We start from the raw sequence: 19613 nt of genomic DNA, 5'->3' as shown, positions 1-19613 counted from the left end.
TTTAGTCATGGAATCAGTTGGCATTGCTTACTTATATACGACGATATAAATCTGGAAAAAATACAAACTTCAGCTGAGGACTCTCGGCTGTTGTATAAAAATACGAAATAAAAGAAGAAAGGAAGAATATATGTTGTTGCATCAATTAAAAGTGGCGCAAGCGTTGCTCTCAGGCGTAGCAGAGGGCGGACGAGGTACAAATGGGACGCCTTATCCCAAACAACCTGATAAAGCCCTTAAACTGTACGAATTTGAAGGTTCTCCGTATTGCCGTCGTGTGCGTGAAGTTTTGACCACACTTAATTTGGATTATGAGGTTTACCCATGTCCCAAAGGGGCTAAAAAGTACCGTTTAGAGGTACAGAAATTAGGTGGAAAACAGCAATTCCCTTTCTTGGTGGATGACAATACTGGGGATCGTTTGTACGAATCTCAGCAAATAATTCATCATCTATTTAAACATTATGGCAAAACAGGTCAGACTCCTAGGAAATATGCCAATTATCCTAAAATTCCGTATGTTGCCTATGTTGGAACCTTAATTAATGGGGCTCAAGGCGTGTGGGTGCACCGTAAAGTCATTCATCGTGATGCTCCAAGTCAACTCTTAGAACTATGGGGTTTTGAAGCGAGTCCATATACACGTATCGTACGTAGCGCATTGTCTGAAATGGAATTGGCATATATCTTTCATAATGTGGCTAAGGAACGTTGGCAAGATCAGGGATTAGCGGTAATGCGCTTAAGACCTGGTAAATATGTACCCCTGAAAGGTGGCAAGCGTGAACAAGTGTTAAAAATCATGGGGAACAATATTCAAGTGCCATATTTGAAAGATCCTAATACTGGTGTAGAACTTTTTGAATCTGAAAAAATTGTAAAATATCTGAAGAAGCAATATTTGAGCTAATCTCACTCAAGTTTAAGCTAAGTGCAGTGTATAGTCAGACTGATGGCTATACACGTATTGTAATGTTAAATGGATTTAAAATTAGAAGAAAAATGCATCATAGCTGCATCAATTGAATTAGAATAAATTGTTAAAAAATAAGAAATTTACTTAATTATAGGGATATCCTAAAAGGATTAAACTCATTAATGTAAAAGACATTTCATTTTTTCGGGGGAAGTAAATCATGTCACCACAAGAAGTCATACTACCCGTACCGGTGCTCGTCGTTGAAGATGAGGAAATTATTCAATTACGTTTACGTCAAATTTTGACAGAGCTGGGTTATAAGCGTGAAGAGCTTATCTTCACCAAAAATGTTAAAGAATCTATTCAAGCCGTAGAGACCCAACCGATATCCTTAGCCTTAGTTGACTTAGGTTTGCCTGATGGTAGTGGTATCGAAATTATTGAAAAAATACGTTCCCTCGAAAGTAATACCATGATCTTGGTTGTCTCTGCATGGAGTACACAAGAAAGCTTATTTGCCGCAATTAAAGCAGGTGCAACGGGCTATGTATTAAAAGAACGTGATGATGCTGAAGTACTTTTATCTATTCGGAGTATTTTACGTGGTGGGGCGCCGATTGACCCATTTATTGCACGAGAAATCCTTAAACAAATATCCGAAGCCGAAGCGCCAAGTCCAGAACAAACAGTCGCCGATGAAGCAGACCTGAACCTCTTGACCAGTCGTGAAAAAGAAATTTTATGTTTGGTTGCTCAAGGTTTGAGTAACCGTGAGATTGCTGAACAGCTTTTTGTTTCTCGCTATACCGTAGAAAGCCATATTAAACATATTTATCGCAAATTAGCCGTAACGAAACGAACCAAAGCCGTGAGTACAGCAAGATCTATGGGTATTCTATAATGCGTAAAGGAGGATATTTTTTCTTATTTATCCTCTGTTTAGTATGGGGGAGCTTGAGTCATGCAGAGCAAGTATTCCCTGTAAATGATCAATGTAATGTAACTGTGAATAGCATTTCACGGGTGAAAACACCATCCAATCAAGAATTACCCAGAACGGGATGGAAAACCACACAATTACCTGATCGTTGGAAAGAAGATAAAGACTGGGAAGGTTATCAAGGTGGTGCTTGGTATAAACTAGACTGGTCTTGGTACTGTAAAAATAATGCCCGTTTGGCAGAACCCATCGTACTATATATTGATTATATCATTAATACGGGTTCAGTCTTTCTGAATGGCGACTTGCTGTGGACCAATAAAAATCTTCAAGAACCGATTTCTAAAAGTTGGAATGTTGCGCGCTATTGGATTTTACCGATAAGTGGAATCAAACATGATCATAATGAAACTTTGATCTATGTGTATGGCTACTCGAGTCTAAATGCAGGATTAGGACCAGTTAAATTTAATAATGTAATGGCAACGTTGGAGCAGGCCGAAGAAGCCACATGGACACGTCGAACCATTTTACAGTTAAATATTTTTCTTTCCGGGGTCTTGGGTCTAATTTGCTTCATTATTTGGTTGATGCGTCCTCGTGATACCAGTTTTGGCTGGTTTGCGCTTTCAACAGTGTTGTGGATTTTATTTCTCAGTAATGCTCTGACTACTGAAACCTTTCCATACCCAGATTCGATTTTTTCCACCAAAGCCAATTTGATATTTTCAATGCTGTACTTTCAGTGTTTTAGCATCTATATTTTGCGCTTTCTTGGGCGTAAATTTCCTCGCATTGAGCTGTCATTTACCATGCTGACAGCATCTCTGATTGGTGTAGTGTGTATTTGGCCATTTGAACAAAATGCGGAAATTTCGAGCCTCATTTTCTTATTATATTGCATCCTCTTTTTTATCACTTACATTTATCTTTGCTGGATTAGTTTTAAAGAAAAACGTAGAGACTACACTTTATTAGCAATGTGTATGACTGCGATCATTGTGATTGTTATTGCAGACATCACAGCCTTGGTATTCTTTCCAAAAGAAGGTTTTACACCGTTATCTCCCTTTACTTCACCGATTATTACCCTATTTATCGTGGTGATTTTGGGGGCGAGACTCAATCGAAATATACAGAAAATTGAAAAATATAATGATGATTTGGCATTTGAAGTTCAGAAAGTCAGTGATGAACTATGTAGTAGCTTGAATGATAAACATCAGCTTGAACTGAGTAATGTACGCCTGCAGGAACGGATTAAATTATCGCATGATCTGCATGATGGTCTGGGCGCATCCATTGTGCGCTCGATGATCTTGGTTGATCAGTGTGAAAGTAATATTCCAAACAGACAGTTCTTGTCGATGTTGAAATTATTGCGCGATGATTTAAGGCAAATTATTGATAGTGGATCATCTTTAGACAGTAAAGTGCCAGATTCACCTTTGCTCTGGATCGCACCTGTTCGACATCGCTTTAGTCAGTTGATGGATGAAGTGGAAATGAATGCCAAATGGTGTATTCCTTCGCAGTGGGCGATCAAACCAACGGCAATTCAGTGTCTGACTTTAATACGAGTGATTGAAGAAAGCCTGACCAATATTGTGAAACATAGCCAAGCAAATCATGTCAATGTGACGCTGTCACAGTTCGAAAATGGCGCATTGTTATTAACCATTGAAGACGATGGCATCGGTTTTGATGTTGAGAGTGTTTCTAATCATGGCATGAGTATCGGTATGAGAAGTATGAAAATGCGTGTGGAGCGTATAGGCGGAAATTTCAAAATTCATTCTCAGCAAGGCTGTACCATTATTCAAACAGAAATTAATTTAAAATCAGCTGCATAAAATAATATGTTGAAATAATAAAAATGATGATCAATTAGATATTAAATAACCTAAAGCGCATTGCATTGTTCTGCTGTGTCACTTTTATCGCCGCTTGTGGTTCGCAGGATCAAGCGCCTAAACCGGGTGAGTATGGGCAGATTTTGTTCCAACAATCAGTGTTAAGCACCGAAGAAATTCAGCAATTACTCACAGAAAGTCAAAGCCATACAAATGCATTAAACACTAAAAATTTTGCAGTGGATTACACGGCGACATCGAGCCAAAACCCATATCGTGCAGTCTTGTTGGTCAGAGGTAGGGCAATGACCAGTGGCGAGGTATCCGTTAAATTTCAAATTGATAACTACAATGCTGCTATTCAACAAACCTCAAGCAATCTCATGCAAATGGACGCAGGTGTTGATCAGGTTGAACGATTAGAGACATTGGATGCAGGACAAGAATTTACTTTTGTCATGGATGGTGCACCTTTTTCAGTCAATGCTGCCAACGACCCAAATAGCATGACCAGTCAACTGAGTTTGTTAGAGTCGAGGAATGTGGAGTTTCAAAGTATTGAATTACAAATTTGACAAAGCAAAGGCAGTCAATACGGTGTAATGCGCTATCTTTGGTTTATTGGATTGGTGTTATTGATTGTATGGGTTTATCGCGTCATCGTGGAGAAAAAAGCCGATCAAGTCGAAGATTTTTTAAATCGTAGAAAGCGAAAATAATGCTATTCAGTAGCATAAAAAGGGAGCGTGACGCTCCCTTTTTTATTGATTTTATTCAGCTTCTGTTGGGACGAGCATGAGTACAGATTCATTTAATAGCATGGCAATATCTTCTAAAATATCAGCATCATATAAAGATTCGTCTAGCGCTAGACTTTGACCATCGGCAATGGTTTTTAAATGCAATGCAAATTCGTCTGAGATACAGATTCCTTCACCATTTGCCCAAAACAAAATATCACCATCTTGCTCTGTGTAAAGTAAGCGTGAAGCAGGTTCTAACATGAGTTGATAGCCTTGATCTAGAGCTTCCTCTAAATCACCAGTGCCGATTTCTTCTGCTTCAGGAATATTGTCAGGATATTTAGGTTCTGACATTAAGCTCATGATTGCATCTTCAAGTACGGTTGAATTTTGCAATTGTTCAAATAACTTTTCTTTTAAATACTCAAGTTCATTTTCAGTCACTTGGCCAATCGCACTGATTTGGTCACGTAAAATGTCAGTTAATGGATTTTTAAGTAGAGGATTGTCTGTGAATTTGTCTGTCACTCGATCCATCATTTCAGTGACATTTGGCATGCGGAAGCCAAATGAATACGTCAGACATTCATCTTCAGCTACGCCATAGTGTGATAGGCCTGGTGGTACATAAAGTAAGTCGCCGGGAGCAAGCACTTCATCAAAATGAACGTCCATTTCTGGCAGTAAGCGAAGCGGTTGACCTTCGACAAATGAAGTATCTGCATCACACATCTGACCTAATTGCCAACGGCGGTGACCATAGCCTTGTACGAGGAATACATCGTAAAAATCAAAATGTTGTCCGACAGAGCCACCTTTTTGTGCATACGACACCATGATGTCATCACGACGCCATTGCGGAATAAATGAAAACTGCTTCCAAAGCTCGGCTAGGTCAAAAGAATAATGATCGACAGCTTGAACCAATAAAGTCCACAGTTTCGGCATTTTTTGAAAATCAGCTTTAAGTAGTGGAGAAGATTTTACTGTCCATTGGTTAGGATCACGATCTTTTTGTTTGATGAGACGTGCAGTGACGTTATCTTCTAAAGCCAATTCAAGAATGTCTTTGGGTTCTAGTATATGGGCAATTTCAGGGAGTGCATTACGAACCAATAATGGTTTTTTCTGCCAATATTCGGCAAGGAATTGTTCAGCGCTGATACCGCCGAGGATGTCAAGAGAATGAGCCATAGCTAAATACATACAATTTCAATGGATATATTGTCCCTTGAGATTCCAGTTTTTAGCAAGGCTCTATTTCATTAAATTATTTCGATTAACTTGAGACTATTTTAAAGGATTGTCTTTGAGATATTGCATGACTAATTTTTCAACTTCCAAATCATAGCTATTGGCAGCAGCCGTAGTCGCTGAAAATTTCATGAATTGCTCAAAATGTGCATTGGTGTCAATTTTAGTATTTTCTTTGTCAGACATTAATTTGAAATGATTCGGCATGACTTTTGCCATCATTTCAACATTTTCGGTTTGTAGTTTTAGAAGTTTTTTCACTTCAACTGTTTGTGGTTGAATGCTTTCAAATTTTTGTTTGCCTAGAGCAACCAGTTTATTGATTTGTTGTTCTGGCGTGCTACTACCACCGGTTTTGGTTTTAGTCCCTAGCTGTTGAATGATTTGCTCCTGCATTGCAGCGCCTTGTTGTTCTAATTCAGCAAAGATAAATTTATATTGAACCCATTCATTGACTAAGTTTTTATTGTATTGCTGAGAGTTGGTCACAGTTTGATTCACTGTATTGGTATGACCGTTTGTCGAACAAAATAGAAGGCTAATGCTAATGAGGCTAGATGAAATTAAATTAAACGTTTTCATGTTTTCAGTTCTTGGTTGTAATAAATAAGTAAGTGACTTTTTAATCATTAGCCCATAAAGAGCTAATGATGTGTTTATTATGCTGTAACAGATAATAATTTTAAAATTATGGGACTAAGATCTTAAGCTCACGCAAAATATTGCAGAGTTTAATCATCGGCATACCCATGAGTGTAGTTTGGTCTTGCCCGATCATTTCTTCAAATAAGCTAATCCCTAAACTTTCACATTTAAAACTGCCAGCGCAGTGTAACGGTTGTTCAACCTGAACATAACGTTCAATTTCAGGCAAGCTTAGTTTGCGAAATTTCACTTTATAGTGCTCGACAAGGGTTTGTTCAAAACCTATCGATTTTTGTTGGACACTGAGTGCAGTACTGAAATAAACGATTTTGTCAGAATTGGCTTGAAGCTGCTTGATGGCTTTTTTATCGCAAAGCGGTTTACCGATAAAAATATCTGGTGCGCCTTCGCGCCATGCGACTTGGTCAGAACCAATCACAATCGCGTCTGGGTGTTGGTTTGCAATCGCTGAAGCTTTTTCAAATGCCAGTCGCTTCGCTAACTCATCGGCGTGGTTCTCACCGCGAGGTGTTTCGTCTATATCTGGTACGATTGAGTGATAATCAATCCGTAAACGGTCCATCAGGTCTTTACGGGTTTGGCTGCTCGAAGCCAAAATGATTTTGGGAGTACTCATTACACTGCATATTCCATAAGTACATCAAGCGGTACATAAGACAGCGCCGCTTGGTGACACGCTTGTATTTTAATAGGTGGGGCAAATCCTTCTTGATACGCTTCCACCCAGCGAGTCACACAGATACACCAGAAGTCACCAGGTTGTAGTCCTGGAAAACCAACTTCGGGTAAGGGTGTGATTAGGTCATTGCCAACTTTTTGGGAAAAGTTTAAAAATTCAGATGTCATTTGTGCACACATCGTATGCTGACCAAGGTCTATTGTTGCTGTATGGCAAAAGCCATTTCTAAAATATCCGGTAATCGGATCAAAACAACAGCTTGCCAAGGGTTCGCCTAAAACATTTAAACGATTAATATTTGGGTCTGGATGAATCGACATAAGCGCTGAATCTTTATAAGGCTTTTCGCTATCATAACAAAACTTTGGCTCTACATAGCTTTTCTGCAAAAGAAGCTAACGTTTTTCTGCATAATCATTTAAAATCGTCGCGTTTTGATATCAATAAAAGAGAGTAATGCATGAACTTTCAGCGTATGACTGACCTAGATTTGGCGGGTAAACGTGTTCTGATCCGTGAAGATCTTAACGTACCAGTTAAAAATGGCGTGATTACAAGCGATGCACGGTTACGTGCGGCGTTGCCAACAATTAAAGCAGCTGTAGAAAAAGGTGCTGCTGTAATGGTGTATTCACACTTAGGTCGTCCTGTTGAAGGTGAGCCTAAAGCAGAACAGTCTCTAGCACCTGTAGCCGCTTATTTAACAGAAGCTTTGGGTCAAGACGTTCAACTGATCACTGACTATTTGGATGGTGTTGACGTTGCGCCAGGTCAAGTGGTTTTACTTGAAAACTGCCGTTTCAACGTAGGTGAAAAGAAAAACAATCCTGAATTATCTGCTAAATATGCAGCACTTTGTGATGTCTACGTTATGGATGCATTTGGTACGGCTCACCGTGCAGAAGCATCGACTGAAGGCGTAGCACGTTGTGCAAAAGTGGCTGCTGCAGGTCCTTTACTTGCTGCTGAGCTTGATGCGCTAGGTCGTGCACTTAAAACTCCTGCAAAACCAATGGTTGCGATTGTTGCAGGCTCAAAAGTTTCTACTAAATTAGATGTATTAACTTCACTATCTGACATCTGTGATCAATTGATCGTGGGTGGTGGTATTGCCAATACATTCTTAGCTGCTGCGGGCTTTAATGTTGGTAAATCACTTTGTGAAAATGACCTGATCGACACAGCAAAAGCCATTGCTGCAAAAGTATCTGTACCACTTCCAACAGATGTTGTTGTTGCTGATGCTGCTGAAATTGATTTTGCAGACTTCCTCGGTTCATTAGCTGCTGCTAAAGCTGTTGTGAAAAAAGTTGAAGATGTAACAGATAACGACATGATTTTGGATGTAGGTCCTGAAACTGCCAAAGCATTTGCAGAAATCTTGAAAACTTCAAAAACTATTCTATGGAATGGCCCAGTAGGTGTGTTTGAAGTTGATCAATTCGGCGAAGGCACAAAAGCATTGTCTTTAGCGATTGCAGAATCTGAAGGCTTCTCGATCGCGGGTGGTGGTGACACGCTTGCTGCAATTGATAAATATGAAGTTGCAGACAAAATTGGTTACATCTCGACTGGTGGTGGTGCCTTCCTTGAATTCGTTGAAGGTAAAACTCTTCCTGCTGTAGCAGCGCTTATCGAATGTGCTTAATGAAGCATTATCAATAAGATAATACAGTATTAAAAAAGGTTGGCTTCGGTCAGCCTTTTTTTATGGTCTATTCATTTTGCCGTCATCAAAGTGCAATATTTCTGCAATAAAATTCATCGCAACACCTAATTCGCAGTAGTAGGAAACAACGATGAACTTAAAACTTGCACTTGCTGTACTTTTAATTGCTCCATTAACTTTGACAGCTTGTGCTAAAAAAGAGTCTGCACCAACGGAATCAGAAGCATCTGCTGTTGCCGTAGACAATGCTCAAACAACGCCAGAACAACAAAAAGCCATTGATGAACTTGATAAGCCAGTATTGGATGAAAAGAACCAAGATGTTCCTGCTGAAATTGCAAATGCACCTGCAGACGAAGCAACAGCTGACGCTGAAACAGCCGCTTCAGCAGCAGCAGCTCACTAAGATTGTTGTCTTTATTTAAAAAGTCCCTGCAAATGCAGGGATTTTTTTTTAAATAGTGTTATTTGTTGCTGAATTGAAATGATTGAGCATGTAGAATATGCGGCATTACCTGGGAGGATATTATGGCTCTTATTTCATTGCGCCAGCTCTTGGATCACGCCGGCGAACATGCTTACGGCGTACCAGCATTCAACGTAAACAACTTAGAACAAATGCGTGCAATTATGCTTGCAGCAGATGCAACAAATTCACCTGTAATTGTACAAGCATCTGCGGGTGCACGTAAGTATGCAGGCGCTCCGTTCTTGCGTCATTTGATTTTGGCAGCAATCGAAGAATGGCCACATATTCCTGTGGTTATGCACCAAGACCATGGTACTAGCCCTGACGTATGTCAACGTTCTATTCAACTTGGCTTCTCATCAGTGATGATGGACGGTTCTTTAGGTGAAGACGGTAAAACGCCAACTTCATACGAATACAACGTAGACGTGACTCGTCGTACTGTTCAAATGGCACATGCGTGTGGCGTTTCAGTAGAAGGCGAAATCGGTTGTTTAGGTAGCCTTGAAACTGGTATGGCTGGTGAAGAAGATGGTGTAGGCGCTGAAGGCGTACTTGATCATTCTCAGCTTTTAACTTCAGTTGAAGAAGCGCGTTCATTTGTAGCTGATACCAATGTTGACGCACTTGCAATTGCAGTGGGTACTTCACACGGTGCGTACAAATTTACTCGCCCACCTACAGGTGACATCTTAGCGATTGACCGTATTAAAGAAATTCACGCTGCTTTACCAAATACACATCTTGTAATGCACGGTTCAAGCTCTGTGCCACAAGAATGGTTAGCTGTAATTAATGAATTCGGTGGTAACATCGGCGAAACTTATGGTGTTCCAGTAGACCAACTTGTAGACGCAATCAAACACGGTGTTCGTAAAATTAACATCGATACTGACTTACGTCTTGCATCTACAGGTGCTATGCGCCGTATGATGGCTGAAAAACCAGCTGAATTTGACCCACGTAAATTCTTCTCTGCAACTGTTGATGCAATGAAACAAATTTGTATCGATCGTTATGAAGCATTTGGTACAGCGGGTAATGCTGACAAGATTCGTCCAATTTCTTTAGAGAAAATGGTGAGTCACTATAAATAATTTGTCTTGAGATAGATTATTTTTGAAGAAAAGCCCACAATTAAGTGGGCTTTTCTTTGATTTGAACTTAGAAAAATTGCTTTAAATACAACTCAAGAATAAGAGCGTGTCATGGAATTGATCTTTGCTGCCGCGATTTGCAGTGTTCTCGTTTCAGTAATTCTAAAACTCTGTCGTGATCGGGGTTTTAACCCTGCACAAATGATCACATGGAATTATGCATCTGCGAGTATTTTATGTTTTCTATGGTTTAAGCCGGATCTAGCCCATATTTCGATTAATAAAACGCCGTGGGTTTTAATTGCGGCTTTGGGTGTATTACTGCCGACGATTTTTTATTGCTTAGCACGCTCACTGCAAACAGCAGGTATTTTAAAAACCGAATTGGCTCAGCGCTTATCTGTTGTGCTTTCTCTTAGCGCAGCCTATTTTATTTTCAGTGAATATTTTAATGCCATTAAGCTCATTGGTATTGCACTTGGTGTACTTGCGGTATTGCTGATTTTATTTTCACAGCGTAAGGGAAGCATTGATGGAAAGCAGGGGATTTTATTTTTATTAAGCGTTTGGGCAGGCTATGCACTGATTGATGTGCTATTAAAATTTGCTTCAGGTTTAGGCATGCAGTTTGCGGTGACTTTAAATCTGGTGTTTATTTGTGCATTTTTACTTTCGAGTATTTATAACATCGTACAGCACGGCAGTTTGGGGCAGACCAAAAATATCCTCGCTGGATTGGGCTTAGGTCTCTTAAACTTTGCCAATATTGCACTGTATGTGAAAGCCCACATGTTGCTTAAAGACACACCTGCAATCGTATTTGCTGGCATGAATATTTTGGTCGTGGTTTTAGGTGTGGTTGCGGGCCTCATCATCTTTAAAGAAAAATTGAGAGTCGCAACCGTATTTGGTTTGATTGCAGGGATCATGAGTGTGGTTTGCTTAGCATATGCCATGTCTGTCTAAGATAATTTTTAGCAAAAACGATCGGGTGTTGTAGTAAATCATCCCACTCAGCCACGCCCATGAGCAGTCCTTGATCTCGACAGGTTGGACACTCAGGGCAGTGATGATCAGTATATTGATAAGTATGCAGATACATTTGATGGCAATGACCGCATTCAAACTTCATCGGCATTTGTAGTAAATATGACATGTCCCACCTCTGCTTGAATTGTTGTTTTGATTCAAATTATTCAGCAAAGTTCAGACCAATTTATAAAATTTCTATTTTCTCACATTGTTACTAAATATGTCGTTATTAAAAAAGCCCTCGTATTGAGGGCTTTTAGTTTTAGATGTTTACTTAACGTGTGAGTTGTTGAAAACGTTGTAAGGTATTTTCAAAATAACATTTACCCACAGCAACAGGGTGCTTCAGAAAATCTTGAGTTTCAATGGTGCCTTGTAACTGACCCGGTTGTTTACAGTTTGGGCAGTTTGGATAGCTATGGAGCATATCGCCCGCATATTTTTGTAAATAAACCGTATTGCACGCTTCGCAATGAAATTTCATAGGTAATTTTATAGCTGTAGGCATAGGGAGAAACCTGAGTATATTTTGAGCAGAATATACTCGATAATTGTTTAAATAATAAGTCCCGAAATGACAAAAAAGAGGCAAAATTGCCCCTTTCGTCGGTTTTATGGAAAGCTTAGAGGTGTGTAAAAATTTCTTCAGCATTCAGACGTGATTTAGGTAATTTCGCATTGAAATCATTTTCGCTACGATAGCCTAAAGTCATCAGTACAGAAGGAATCAAGTTTTGTTCAACTAAGCCCAATTCTTCAGTGATGATCGCTTCGTCAAATCCACCAATCGGTGTTGCATCCACACCTTCAATGCCTGCTGCCAAAAGCATTTGACCTAAAGCAATAAATGTTTGGTTTTCAGCCCAACGTTGAATATCACCTTTTTCATTACGATAATAATCGACATAACCTGTACGGCTGTCTTTTTGACCTTGTTTGGCTTTGTCATCTTTAAAGCGACCACTACGATCATCCTGATTTAAAAGATTATCTAAATGCTCTGCAGTGATGTCTGCTTTAGTACAGAATAAAATCGTATGTGATGAATCTAAAACTTTTGGGGCATTGTAGGCATATTTTCCTACTAAGGCTTTGGCAATGCGTTGTTTGGCTGCATCATGATCTGCAATAAAAAAATGCCAAGGCTGAATATTAATGGAAGATGGTGTTAAACGGAGTATTTGTAATAAACGCTCAAATTGTTCCTGTGGAATTTTTTTAGCAGGATTATATGCTTTCGTGGTATAGCGTTGTTTTGATACGTTTAACAGATCCATCGAATATCTCCAGATATAGTTTGCTGTAGTTTAGCGGATAAATGGCCAAATGGTCTAAGGAGAAAATTTTCCAAAGATAGATCTTAGTCGTATATGCTGTACTCATTGGCTAAAAATTAACAGATTTAAGCTGTATGAAGTGCGAATTAGAGTTATATAAAATCATAAGATAGATAAATGCTATTGGTAGTTTTTGCCAAAAGGCGTTTAATCAATTGTAGTTAATCATAGTTTAAGCATGAGACAGCAGCGATGGATTACACCAATCATTTCAAGAAAAAATTAAAAACCGAACAGCAGATTGGTTTATGGGTCGGATTAGCCGATGCTTATGGGACTGAAATAGCTGCAAACGCAGGTTATGACTGGTTGCTAATTGATGGCGAGCATGCACCAAGTGACTTACGGACGACATTGTCGCAATTGCAAAGTATTGCAGCATATCCTTCGCAAGCCGTAGTTCGACCTCCAATTGGTAGTGTGCAACTGATTAAACAATTGTTGGATATCGGTGCGCAAACCTTGCTGATTCCTATGGTTGAAACTGTTGAACAAGCTCAACTTATGGTTAAGGCAGTACGTTATCCACCTGAAGGTATTCGTGGAGTAGGTGCAGCATTAGCACGTGCAACACGTTGGAACAGTATTCCTGACTACTATGCAACTGCACATGAAAATATCTGTTTACTGATTCAGATTGAGTCGGTTGAGGGGATTAAAAACTTAGATGAAATACTGAAAATTGATGGCATCGATGGGGTATTTATTGGTGCGGTGGATTTGTCGGCGACGATGGGTTATCAGGGGAATTCGAACCATCCTGAAGTACAAAAAACCGTGATTGATGCAATTCAGCGTATACGTAAGGCGGGTAAAGCCGCAGGTATTTTGTCGACACAACATGATGTGACTCAGAAATATATCGAGTTAGGCACAGAATTTGTTGCCGTGGGTGTCGATACCAGTGTGCTCATGAATTCGTTACGAGAGCTTTTATCGAAGTATAAAACCGATACCCAAGTAATGAAAACAGAAGGTGGTTACTAAGCGGTACAGCCTTGGTTATATTATTTACTGTGTGGGTAATTAATTTACTCGTTGGTTAAAAAAATTAATTCAATAATTTTAGCAAAAGTAGTGGCTTAGAGTATATATAAGTCCTACTTTTGCTAATCAAAGCGCAATATTGTATACTTCTGCTTAACTCGAAGCGGGTAATGTTCCTGCTTATCTTTTTTTATTTAGCTGATTGTGATTTATCTGTATTCAAGCTTCTGACTTGAATCTTATCTTTGTAACTACAGAATTATTATTCCAAACCCGATTGATTAATCTCTTTGTTCTGTCACAAAAAGCTCACATGTTGAGTAAATCTTTTGAATATTTTAAATACTTGGCAAACTGCCAAAGCCGTAAATGGCGACGAAATTAATGTAAAACTGGTGCCTTTGAAACGTCAACAAAATACCAATGCTGGTTTAATTTGGGTTGATGTTGGGCAAATGATTGAATTAGAAACAGGCGAAACCTTTAACCTGAATCTAGATGGCAAAAGCTTCTATACTGGCCCAAACCAGCTATATCGCTTAGCTTAAATGAAAAAAACAGCAGATGATCTGCTGTTTTTTTTTGCTTAATTAAAAATCTACGTTTGCATGGTTTGGATACGTACATTAATCAGATATGATGGTAAATTTTTCTAAAGGCTAACGATTAGAAAGCTATGGACTAGTAAGACCAAATTTTTAATTTTAAATCACTCACAGATGGGTTTTCATTAAACTCTAATATTTGAGCTTGTTCTGCACGCCAGTCCCCTAAAACGATACGCGGTTTGCCATGCACATCATGTATTTGGGGGCGGTGGGTATGTCCATGAATCAGTAGATCGGCTAGCTCTAAAGCCTTTTCTACAGCTTCGGCATTTACATCCATGATGTCATAGGATTTAACTTGCTTGGTTTCTGTACTTTTTTTGCGGAAGCCATTGGCGATTTTTTGTCGAAAGCTAAGCGGTAAGCTCTTTAAGAAACCTAATAGGAAAGGATTACGAATCACTTTACGAAACTTTTGGTAAGACACATCATCGGTGCAAAGTAAATCGCCATGTTCGAGACGAATTTTATAGTTGCCAATGTGGAGATAATCCACGTCTTGTAATAATTGACCGTGAAATTTATCTAAAAACTTTTGACCCAATGCAAAATCACGATTACCTACTTGGAAATAAATTTGATTTCCCAAAGCAGTGAAATCTTTTAGTGCTGTAATGATTTCGTCTAACCATGGGGCAGTGAAGTCATCACCAATCCAAGCATTAAACCAATCACCTAAAATATACAGCTGGGTATTTTGAGTTTTGTATTGTTCTAACAAAGCTAAAAACCCCCGAACGAGTCGAGGGTGTTCAGGTGACAAATGTAAATCAGCGATAAACAGATAGGTCACGAATCTTTTCCTTTGAATCTCCCTAAATCCCTCTTTAAAAAAGAGGGACTTTTCCTCCCTTTTATAAAGGGAGGTTAGGAGGGATTCTTATTCAGAAATGATTTTAGCTGATTCGATTACAACGTTCTCTAGAGGAACGTCTGCGTGGTAGCCACGGTTACCAGTACGAACGCTTTTGATTGCGTCAACAACGTCAAGACCTTCAACTACTTTACCAAATACTGCATAGCCCCAACCTTGCGCTGTTTTACCAGTGTGGTTAAGGAAAGAGTTGTTTTTCACGTTAATGAAGAATTGAGCTGAAGCAGAGTGAGGTGCTTGAGTACGTGCCATAGCGATCGTACCAACATCATTGCTTAAACCGTTGTCAGCTTCGTTTTCAATAGAATCACGAGTTGTTTTTTCTTTGAAGTTTTCATCCATGCCGCCGCCTTGGATCATGAAACCATCAATAACACGGTGGAAAATCACGCCGTCATAGAAACCATCGCGAACATACTGTAAGAAGTTTTCAGCAGTTTTAGGTGCTTTTTCAGTGTTAAGCTCAAGAACAATACGACCTTTATTGGTGTTTAATTCGACTTGAGGAAAACTCATTGTGTAATCTCCTGTACATGGACATGAAAGCCATGGGTTTTTTGGTTGTGAGAAGCATAAGCAAACTGTAAACTACAAGGCAAGTAAAAACGTTACTTTCTTTGTTAAAAATGAAGAAAAGCGTTTTAATTATCCTAATTTTATCTTTATAGAAGTGATTTTATTACCATGAAGCCAAACGATGTTGTTTCATCCCTGCCTAACAATCCGACAACCAAGAACAATGCCCCTGTCGAAGCTGCGCAGCAGGAACAACAGCCAGGCTTAGATTTTGTACGTCAGGTCATTACCGATGATTTATCAGCAGGTCGTACAGAACAAGTTGTAACACGTTTTCCACCTGAGCCAAATGGCTACCTACATATTGGTCATGTAAAAGCTATTTGTCTGAACTTTGGTATTGCTCAAGAATTCGCAGGTCTATGTAACCTCCGTTTTGACGATACAAACCCAGATGCCGAAGAGCAAGAGTATGTAGACGGTATTGCCAATGACGTGAAATGGCTAGGTTTTGAGTGGAATGGCGAGCCACGTTATGCATCGAGCTATTTTGATCAGCTTTACACTTGGGCAGTGCAATTGATTGAACAAGGTGATGCCTATGTGGATTTGCAAAGCCCTGAAGAAATCAAACTAAACCGCGGTAATTTTGTTGAGCCGGGTAAAAACTCGCCGCAACGTGATGCTAGCGTAGAAGAAAACTTAGCGCGTTTTGAACAAATGCGTAATGGTGAGTTAGGAGAAGGTCAGGCAGTACTACGTGCCAAAATTGACATGACTTCACCTAACATTCATATGCGTGATCCTATTTTGTATCGTATTTTGCATTCAGAACATCACCAAACTGGTGATAAATGGAAAATGTACCCAATGTACGATTATGCGCATCCATTATCAGATGCCATTGAAGGGGTTACGCATTCACTGTGTACACTAGAGTTTGTTGATCACCGTCCATTCTATGACTGGGTTGTAGAGAAAGTTAAATCACCATCTGTACCACGTCAGTACGAATCAAGCCGCCTAAATGTAGATTACACCATTACCTCTAAACGTAAATTACGTAAATTGGTTGAAGGTGGATTTGTGAATGGTTGGGATGACCCACGTATGCCGACCGTTGTGGGTATGCGCCGTCGCGGCTTTACCCCAGAAGGTCTGCGTGACTTCTGTAAACGTGTAGGTGTAACGAAAGTCGATGGCAGTATTGTTGATGTTGCAATGCTTGAATATTGCATCCGTCAGTCTTTAGAAAATACTGCTTCACGTGGTATGGCGGTGTTGAATCCACTGAAAGTGACTTTAACCAACTTGCCTGAAGCAATGGATTTGGTACATGCACGTCATCCAAACGTGGACATGGGTGACCGTATTATTCCGTTGACTCAAGACATTTACATCGACCGTAAAGACTTTGAAGAAGTTGCACCTAAAGGTTTTAAGCGTCTGATCCCGGGCGGTGAAGTGCGTTTACGTCATGCGTATGTGATTAAGTGCGATGAAGTGATTAAAGACGAGAACGGTGAAGTGGTTGAATTGAAATGTTCAATCGACCCTGAAACTTTAGGTAAAAACCCTGAAGGCCGTAAAGTGAAAGGTGTTGTACATTGGGTTTCTGCAAGCAAAGGTATTGCTGCGGAAGTTCGTATTTACGACCGTTTATTTACTGAGTCAGACCCTGAAGTGGGTGATGACTTCCTTGCAAACTTAAATCCTGAATCACTGAAAGTGGTTCAAGCGGTCATTGAGCCTGCATTGGCAGAAGCAAAACCTGAAGATCGTTTCCAATTTGAACGTGAAGGTTATTTTGTTGCAGATCAGTTTGATCATACAGCGGAAAAACCAGTGTTTAACCGTATTCTAGATTTGAAAGACAGCTTCAAACCAGGCAAATAAAATCTTAGCTTTTAAATGGATTCATCTTTGAATCCCCAATAGGTTAAGATCAAGTAGGTTAAGATTAAGCTCAACTTCGGTTGGGCTTTTTTCATTGTTGAAATTGTTCATTAAGGCAGTACAGAGGGGAAATAAGTGATCATTCGAAATAAAAATAATAGTTTTAAACTTTTATTTGCATGGCATGGCACGATACTCCCAAAAGTCATGCCTGCGTTGGCTGTCGTCGTGAGTTTGTCGGCGATTTTGGTGTATCTAAGCGCTGCACACTACCTGAATACGCCTGAAGTTCCAGCCATCGGATTTACCATCTTTGGGGTGATTCTGTCGATTTTTTTGAGCTTTCGAAATACTGCCTGTTATGACCGTTGGTGGGAAGGGCGCAAGCTTTGGGGCTCATTGATTGCCAATACACGCCACATGATTCGTGATAGCCATGTCCTTGAAGATGAGCAGAGAACCGTGTTGATGTACCGCATCATGCTGTTTTGCAATTTGTTACGTGATCGCTTACGCTATGAATCACAAGATATTGCACATTTTAAAGACGGCGTAGCTTTGACGGATCAGCAATGGCAGCAATGCCGAGACAATATCAATGCACCACAGTATTTACTTGAAATTATTCAAAAAGATTTAGTCAAAGCCTATAAGCAAGGTCAGATTACAGACATTATCTACAGCACGCTTACACGTCATACCGTAGCGATGGGTGATATCCATGCAGGCTGTGACCGTATTATGACCACGCCATTACCATTTTCCTATTCGGTGCTTTTACATCGCGCAGTGTATTCATTTTGTCTGATTTTGCCATTTAGCCTAGAGGCCAGTTTAGGGATATGGACACCTGTCATTGTGGCTTTGATTGCGTATTTATTTTTAGGTTTGGATGCGTTAAGTGCAGAGCTGGAGGAGCCTTTTGGCTTGCAGGAAAATGATTTGCCGCTGGACTCGATTGTACGAAACATTGAGCGTGAAATATTTAGTAGTTTAGAGGTGGATCTGCCACCGCTGATTAAGACTTTTAACAGTAACCTAAGATAAGTTTGGCCTAATTTTCAGATAAATTGGGCGATATGTACCAAGCATACTGATGCTGAAAAAAATCGTCCAAGTGCTGCATAAAGGCCTGTACTTTAGGCGGGACAAAATGTCGATGCGGAATTACCACATAGATTGCAGTACTTTGAAGAGGGATCTTGGGTAGAACTTGGATGAGCTGGCCAGATTGTAAATCTTCATCCACATGCCAGATGGAGTGGTTTGAGATGCCTAAACCTGCAAGTGCTGCTTGGCGTACACCTTCACCTGAGTTGATATGAAATTGCCCTGAAACGGGTATTTTTATGCTGTATTGATCTTGGAAGAATGTCCAATATTGCGAAACGCCTTTAGGGTATTTCTGTAAAATGCATTGGTGCATAGAGAGCTCTTCTAGAGAGCGAGGTTCGCCATGTTGCTCGATATAGTTTGGCGAGGCACACAAAATACGACGGTTTAAGCTAAGTGGTTTAGCAATCAGCGATGAGTCTTCTAGTTGACCAATACGTATCGCAACATCGATACCTGCCGAGACCAAATCTAAATTTTGATCGGTCTGTTCAATATCCAAAGTCAATGTTGGATGCAACTTGGCAAAGGCTGCAAATACTGGCCCTAAAATACGATTTCCAAAAACTTCTGAACATATGATTTTTAATACGCCACTGAGTTGTTGTGGTTCAGGCTGAAATTGGCTCAGTAGCGAATTAAATTGTTCGAGTAAGGGAAATCCTTGTTGCAATAAAACAGCACCTTCCTGTGTTAAATGTAGTTGCCGTGTGGTGCGATGAAATAGGCGTAGCCCTAAACTTTGTTCAAGTCTGTGTAGACGGCTACTAGCGACAGAAACAGAGAGATTGGCTTCTTTGGCGGCTTGACTGATTGAACCCAGTGTCGCCATTCGTGTGAATAAGTCGAAATCTTCAGTCAGCATTATCAATATAATCAAGAAAGTCTTTCTTGATATTCAGGGTTTTTCTGATAAACATCTGTACTTATTCTGTGTATAAATCAAACACAGGAAATCACC

21 protein-coding genes are annotated in these 19613 nt (G+C 39.8%); 12 read left to right on the top strand and 9 right to left on the bottom strand.

The genetic code is table 11. The annotated features are described in order from the left end of the window. Positions 1-130: 130 nt before the first annotated feature. The 4 genes from FTT88_RS01600 (at position 131) to FTT88_RS01585 (ending at position 4287) form a co-directional block, all read left to right on the top strand. Complete coding sequence (locus tag FTT88_RS01600; RefSeq protein ID WP_180004632.1) at positions 131-910, top strand: glutathione S-transferase N-terminal domain-containing protein; 780 nt, start codon at positions 131-133, stop codon at positions 908-910. 226 nt (positions 911-1136) lie between these two features. Beyond that, on the top strand, positions 1137-1820 hold the full coding sequence (locus FTT88_RS01595) for a response regulator transcription factor (protein ID WP_078188703.1): 684 nt from the start codon (positions 1137-1139) through the stop codon (positions 1818-1820). 53 nt (positions 1821-1873) lie between these two features. Continuing rightward, complete coding sequence (locus FTT88_RS01590; RefSeq protein WP_306669632.1) at positions 1874-3712, top strand: ATP-binding protein; 1839 nt, start codon at positions 1874-1876, stop codon at positions 3710-3712. Positions 3713-3855: 143 nt separating this feature from the next. Then, a complete protein-coding gene (locus FTT88_RS01585; RefSeq protein ID WP_180004634.1) occupies positions 3856-4287 on the top strand; it encodes a hypothetical protein in 432 nt (143 codons plus the stop codon). A gap of 195 nt (positions 4288-4482) precedes the next feature. Here FTT88_RS01585 and FTT88_RS01580 read toward each other — a convergent pair whose 3' ends face one another. The 4 genes from FTT88_RS01580 to FTT88_RS01565 all read right to left on the bottom strand — a co-directional run bounded on the left by FTT88_RS01580 (position 4483) and on the right by FTT88_RS01565 (position 7374). Continuing rightward, on the bottom strand, positions 4483-5649 hold the full coding sequence (locus FTT88_RS01580) for a cupin domain-containing protein (RefSeq protein ID WP_180004635.1): 1167 nt from the start codon (positions 5647-5649) through the stop codon (positions 4483-4485). Between the two features lie 96 nt (positions 5650-5745). Continuing rightward, the gene (locus FTT88_RS01575; RefSeq protein WP_168379856.1) at positions 5746-6291 is read right to left on the bottom strand and encodes a hypothetical protein; all 546 of its coding nucleotides are present in this window, start codon (positions 6289-6291) and stop codon (positions 5746-5748) included. Positions 6292-6397: 106 nt separating this feature from the next. Next, positions 6398-6991, bottom strand: coding sequence for a nucleoside triphosphate pyrophosphatase (locus FTT88_RS01570; protein WP_180173663.1), 594 nt, complete (start codon positions 6989-6991; stop codon positions 6398-6400). After that, on the bottom strand, positions 6991-7374 hold the full coding sequence (locus tag FTT88_RS01565; protein WP_180004637.1) for a DUF2237 family protein: 384 nt from the start codon (positions 7372-7374) through the stop codon (positions 6991-6993). Before FTT88_RS01565 ends, FTT88_RS01570 begins: the two co-directional genes overlap by 1 nt. 140 nt (positions 7375-7514) lie before the next feature. Here FTT88_RS01565 and FTT88_RS01560 point away from each other — a divergent pair, with 140 nt between their 5' ends. The 4 genes from FTT88_RS01560 to FTT88_RS01545 all read left to right on the top strand — a co-directional run bounded on the left by FTT88_RS01560 (position 7515) and on the right by FTT88_RS01545 (position 11255). Continuing rightward, on the top strand, positions 7515-8702 hold the full coding sequence (locus FTT88_RS01560) for a phosphoglycerate kinase (protein ID WP_180173662.1): 1188 nt from the start codon (positions 7515-7517) through the stop codon (positions 8700-8702). A gap of 151 nt (positions 8703-8853) precedes the next feature. Continuing rightward, complete coding sequence (locus FTT88_RS01555; RefSeq protein WP_078193510.1) at positions 8854-9129, top strand: hypothetical protein; 276 nt, start codon at positions 8854-8856, stop codon at positions 9127-9129. 122 nt (positions 9130-9251) lie between these two features. Beyond that, positions 9252-10289 (top strand): class II fructose-bisphosphate aldolase, encoded by a 1038-nt coding sequence (gene fba, locus FTT88_RS01550; RefSeq protein WP_078193509.1) that lies wholly within the window; start codon positions 9252-9254, stop codon positions 10287-10289. A 111-nt stretch (positions 10290-10400) separates the two neighbouring features. After that, positions 10401-11255, top strand: coding sequence for an EamA family transporter (locus FTT88_RS01545; RefSeq protein WP_078193508.1), 855 nt, complete (start codon positions 10401-10403; stop codon positions 11253-11255). Between the two features lie 340 nt (positions 11256-11595). On the opposite strand, the gene FTT88_RS01540 is transcribed toward FTT88_RS01545, so the two are convergent. Together FTT88_RS01540 and nfsB are read right to left on the bottom strand one after the other, a co-directional pair. After that, a complete protein-coding gene (locus FTT88_RS01540) occupies positions 11596-11829 on the bottom strand; it encodes a hypothetical protein (protein ID WP_078188692.1) in 234 nt (77 codons plus the stop codon). Positions 11830-11944: 115 nt separating this feature from the next. After that, positions 11945-12598 carry an oxygen-insensitive NAD(P)H nitroreductase gene (gene nfsB / locus FTT88_RS01535; protein WP_111883737.1) on the bottom strand — a complete coding sequence of 218 codons (654 nt, stop codon included), beginning with the start codon at positions 12596-12598 and terminating at the stop codon, positions 11945-11947. 252 nt (positions 12599-12850) lie between these two features. Here nfsB and hpaI point away from each other — a divergent pair, with 252 nt between their 5' ends. Both hpaI and FTT88_RS01525 read left to right on the top strand, forming a co-directional pair. Continuing rightward, the gene (hpaI, locus tag FTT88_RS01530) at positions 12851-13645 is read left to right on the top strand and encodes a 4-hydroxy-2-oxoheptanedioate aldolase (RefSeq protein ID WP_168379673.1); all 795 of its coding nucleotides are present in this window, start codon (positions 12851-12853) and stop codon (positions 13643-13645) included. Between the two features lie 329 nt (positions 13646-13974). Then, positions 13975-14193 carry a transposase gene (locus tag FTT88_RS01525; protein ID WP_111883736.1) on the top strand — a complete coding sequence of 73 codons (219 nt, stop codon included), beginning with the start codon at positions 13975-13977 and terminating at the stop codon, positions 14191-14193. A gap of 133 nt (positions 14194-14326) precedes the next feature. Here the strand turns inward: FTT88_RS01525 and FTT88_RS01520 are convergent, their stop codons facing one another. Continuing rightward, positions 14327-15046 (bottom strand): UDP-2,3-diacylglucosamine diphosphatase, encoded by a 720-nt coding sequence (locus FTT88_RS01520; RefSeq protein ID WP_180004640.1) that lies wholly within the window; start codon positions 15044-15046, stop codon positions 14327-14329. Between the two features lie 87 nt (positions 15047-15133). Further along, positions 15134-15643 (bottom strand): peptidylprolyl isomerase, encoded by a 510-nt coding sequence (locus FTT88_RS01515; protein WP_078193500.1) that lies wholly within the window; start codon positions 15641-15643, stop codon positions 15134-15136. A gap of 168 nt (positions 15644-15811) precedes the next feature. Between FTT88_RS01515 and FTT88_RS01510 the strand changes: the two genes are divergently transcribed. Then, complete coding sequence (locus FTT88_RS01510) at positions 15812-17539, top strand: glutamine--tRNA ligase/YqeY domain fusion protein (RefSeq protein WP_180004641.1); 1728 nt, start codon at positions 15812-15814, stop codon at positions 17537-17539. A 135-nt stretch (positions 17540-17674) separates the two neighbouring features. Further along, positions 17675-18586: a bestrophin family protein gene (locus tag FTT88_RS01505; protein WP_180004642.1), complete on the top strand. Its 912-nt coding sequence runs from the start codon at positions 17675-17677 to the stop codon at positions 18584-18586. A 7-nt stretch (positions 18587-18593) separates the two neighbouring features. Here FTT88_RS01505 and FTT88_RS01500 read toward each other — a convergent pair whose 3' ends face one another. Further along, positions 18594-19517 (bottom strand): LysR family transcriptional regulator, encoded by a 924-nt coding sequence (locus tag FTT88_RS01500; protein ID WP_180004643.1) that lies wholly within the window; start codon positions 19515-19517, stop codon positions 18594-18596. Positions 19518-19613 lie beyond the last annotated feature (96 nt).

The sequence above is a fragment of the Acinetobacter sp. YH01024 genome, from assembly GCF_013420195.1.
In the GTDB taxonomy this organism is placed as follows: Bacteria; Pseudomonadota; Gammaproteobacteria; order Pseudomonadales; family Moraxellaceae; genus Acinetobacter; species Acinetobacter amyesii.
The sequence above is the reverse complement of the archived record's forward strand: the minus strand, read 5'-3'. Positions and strand labels throughout refer to the sequence as shown.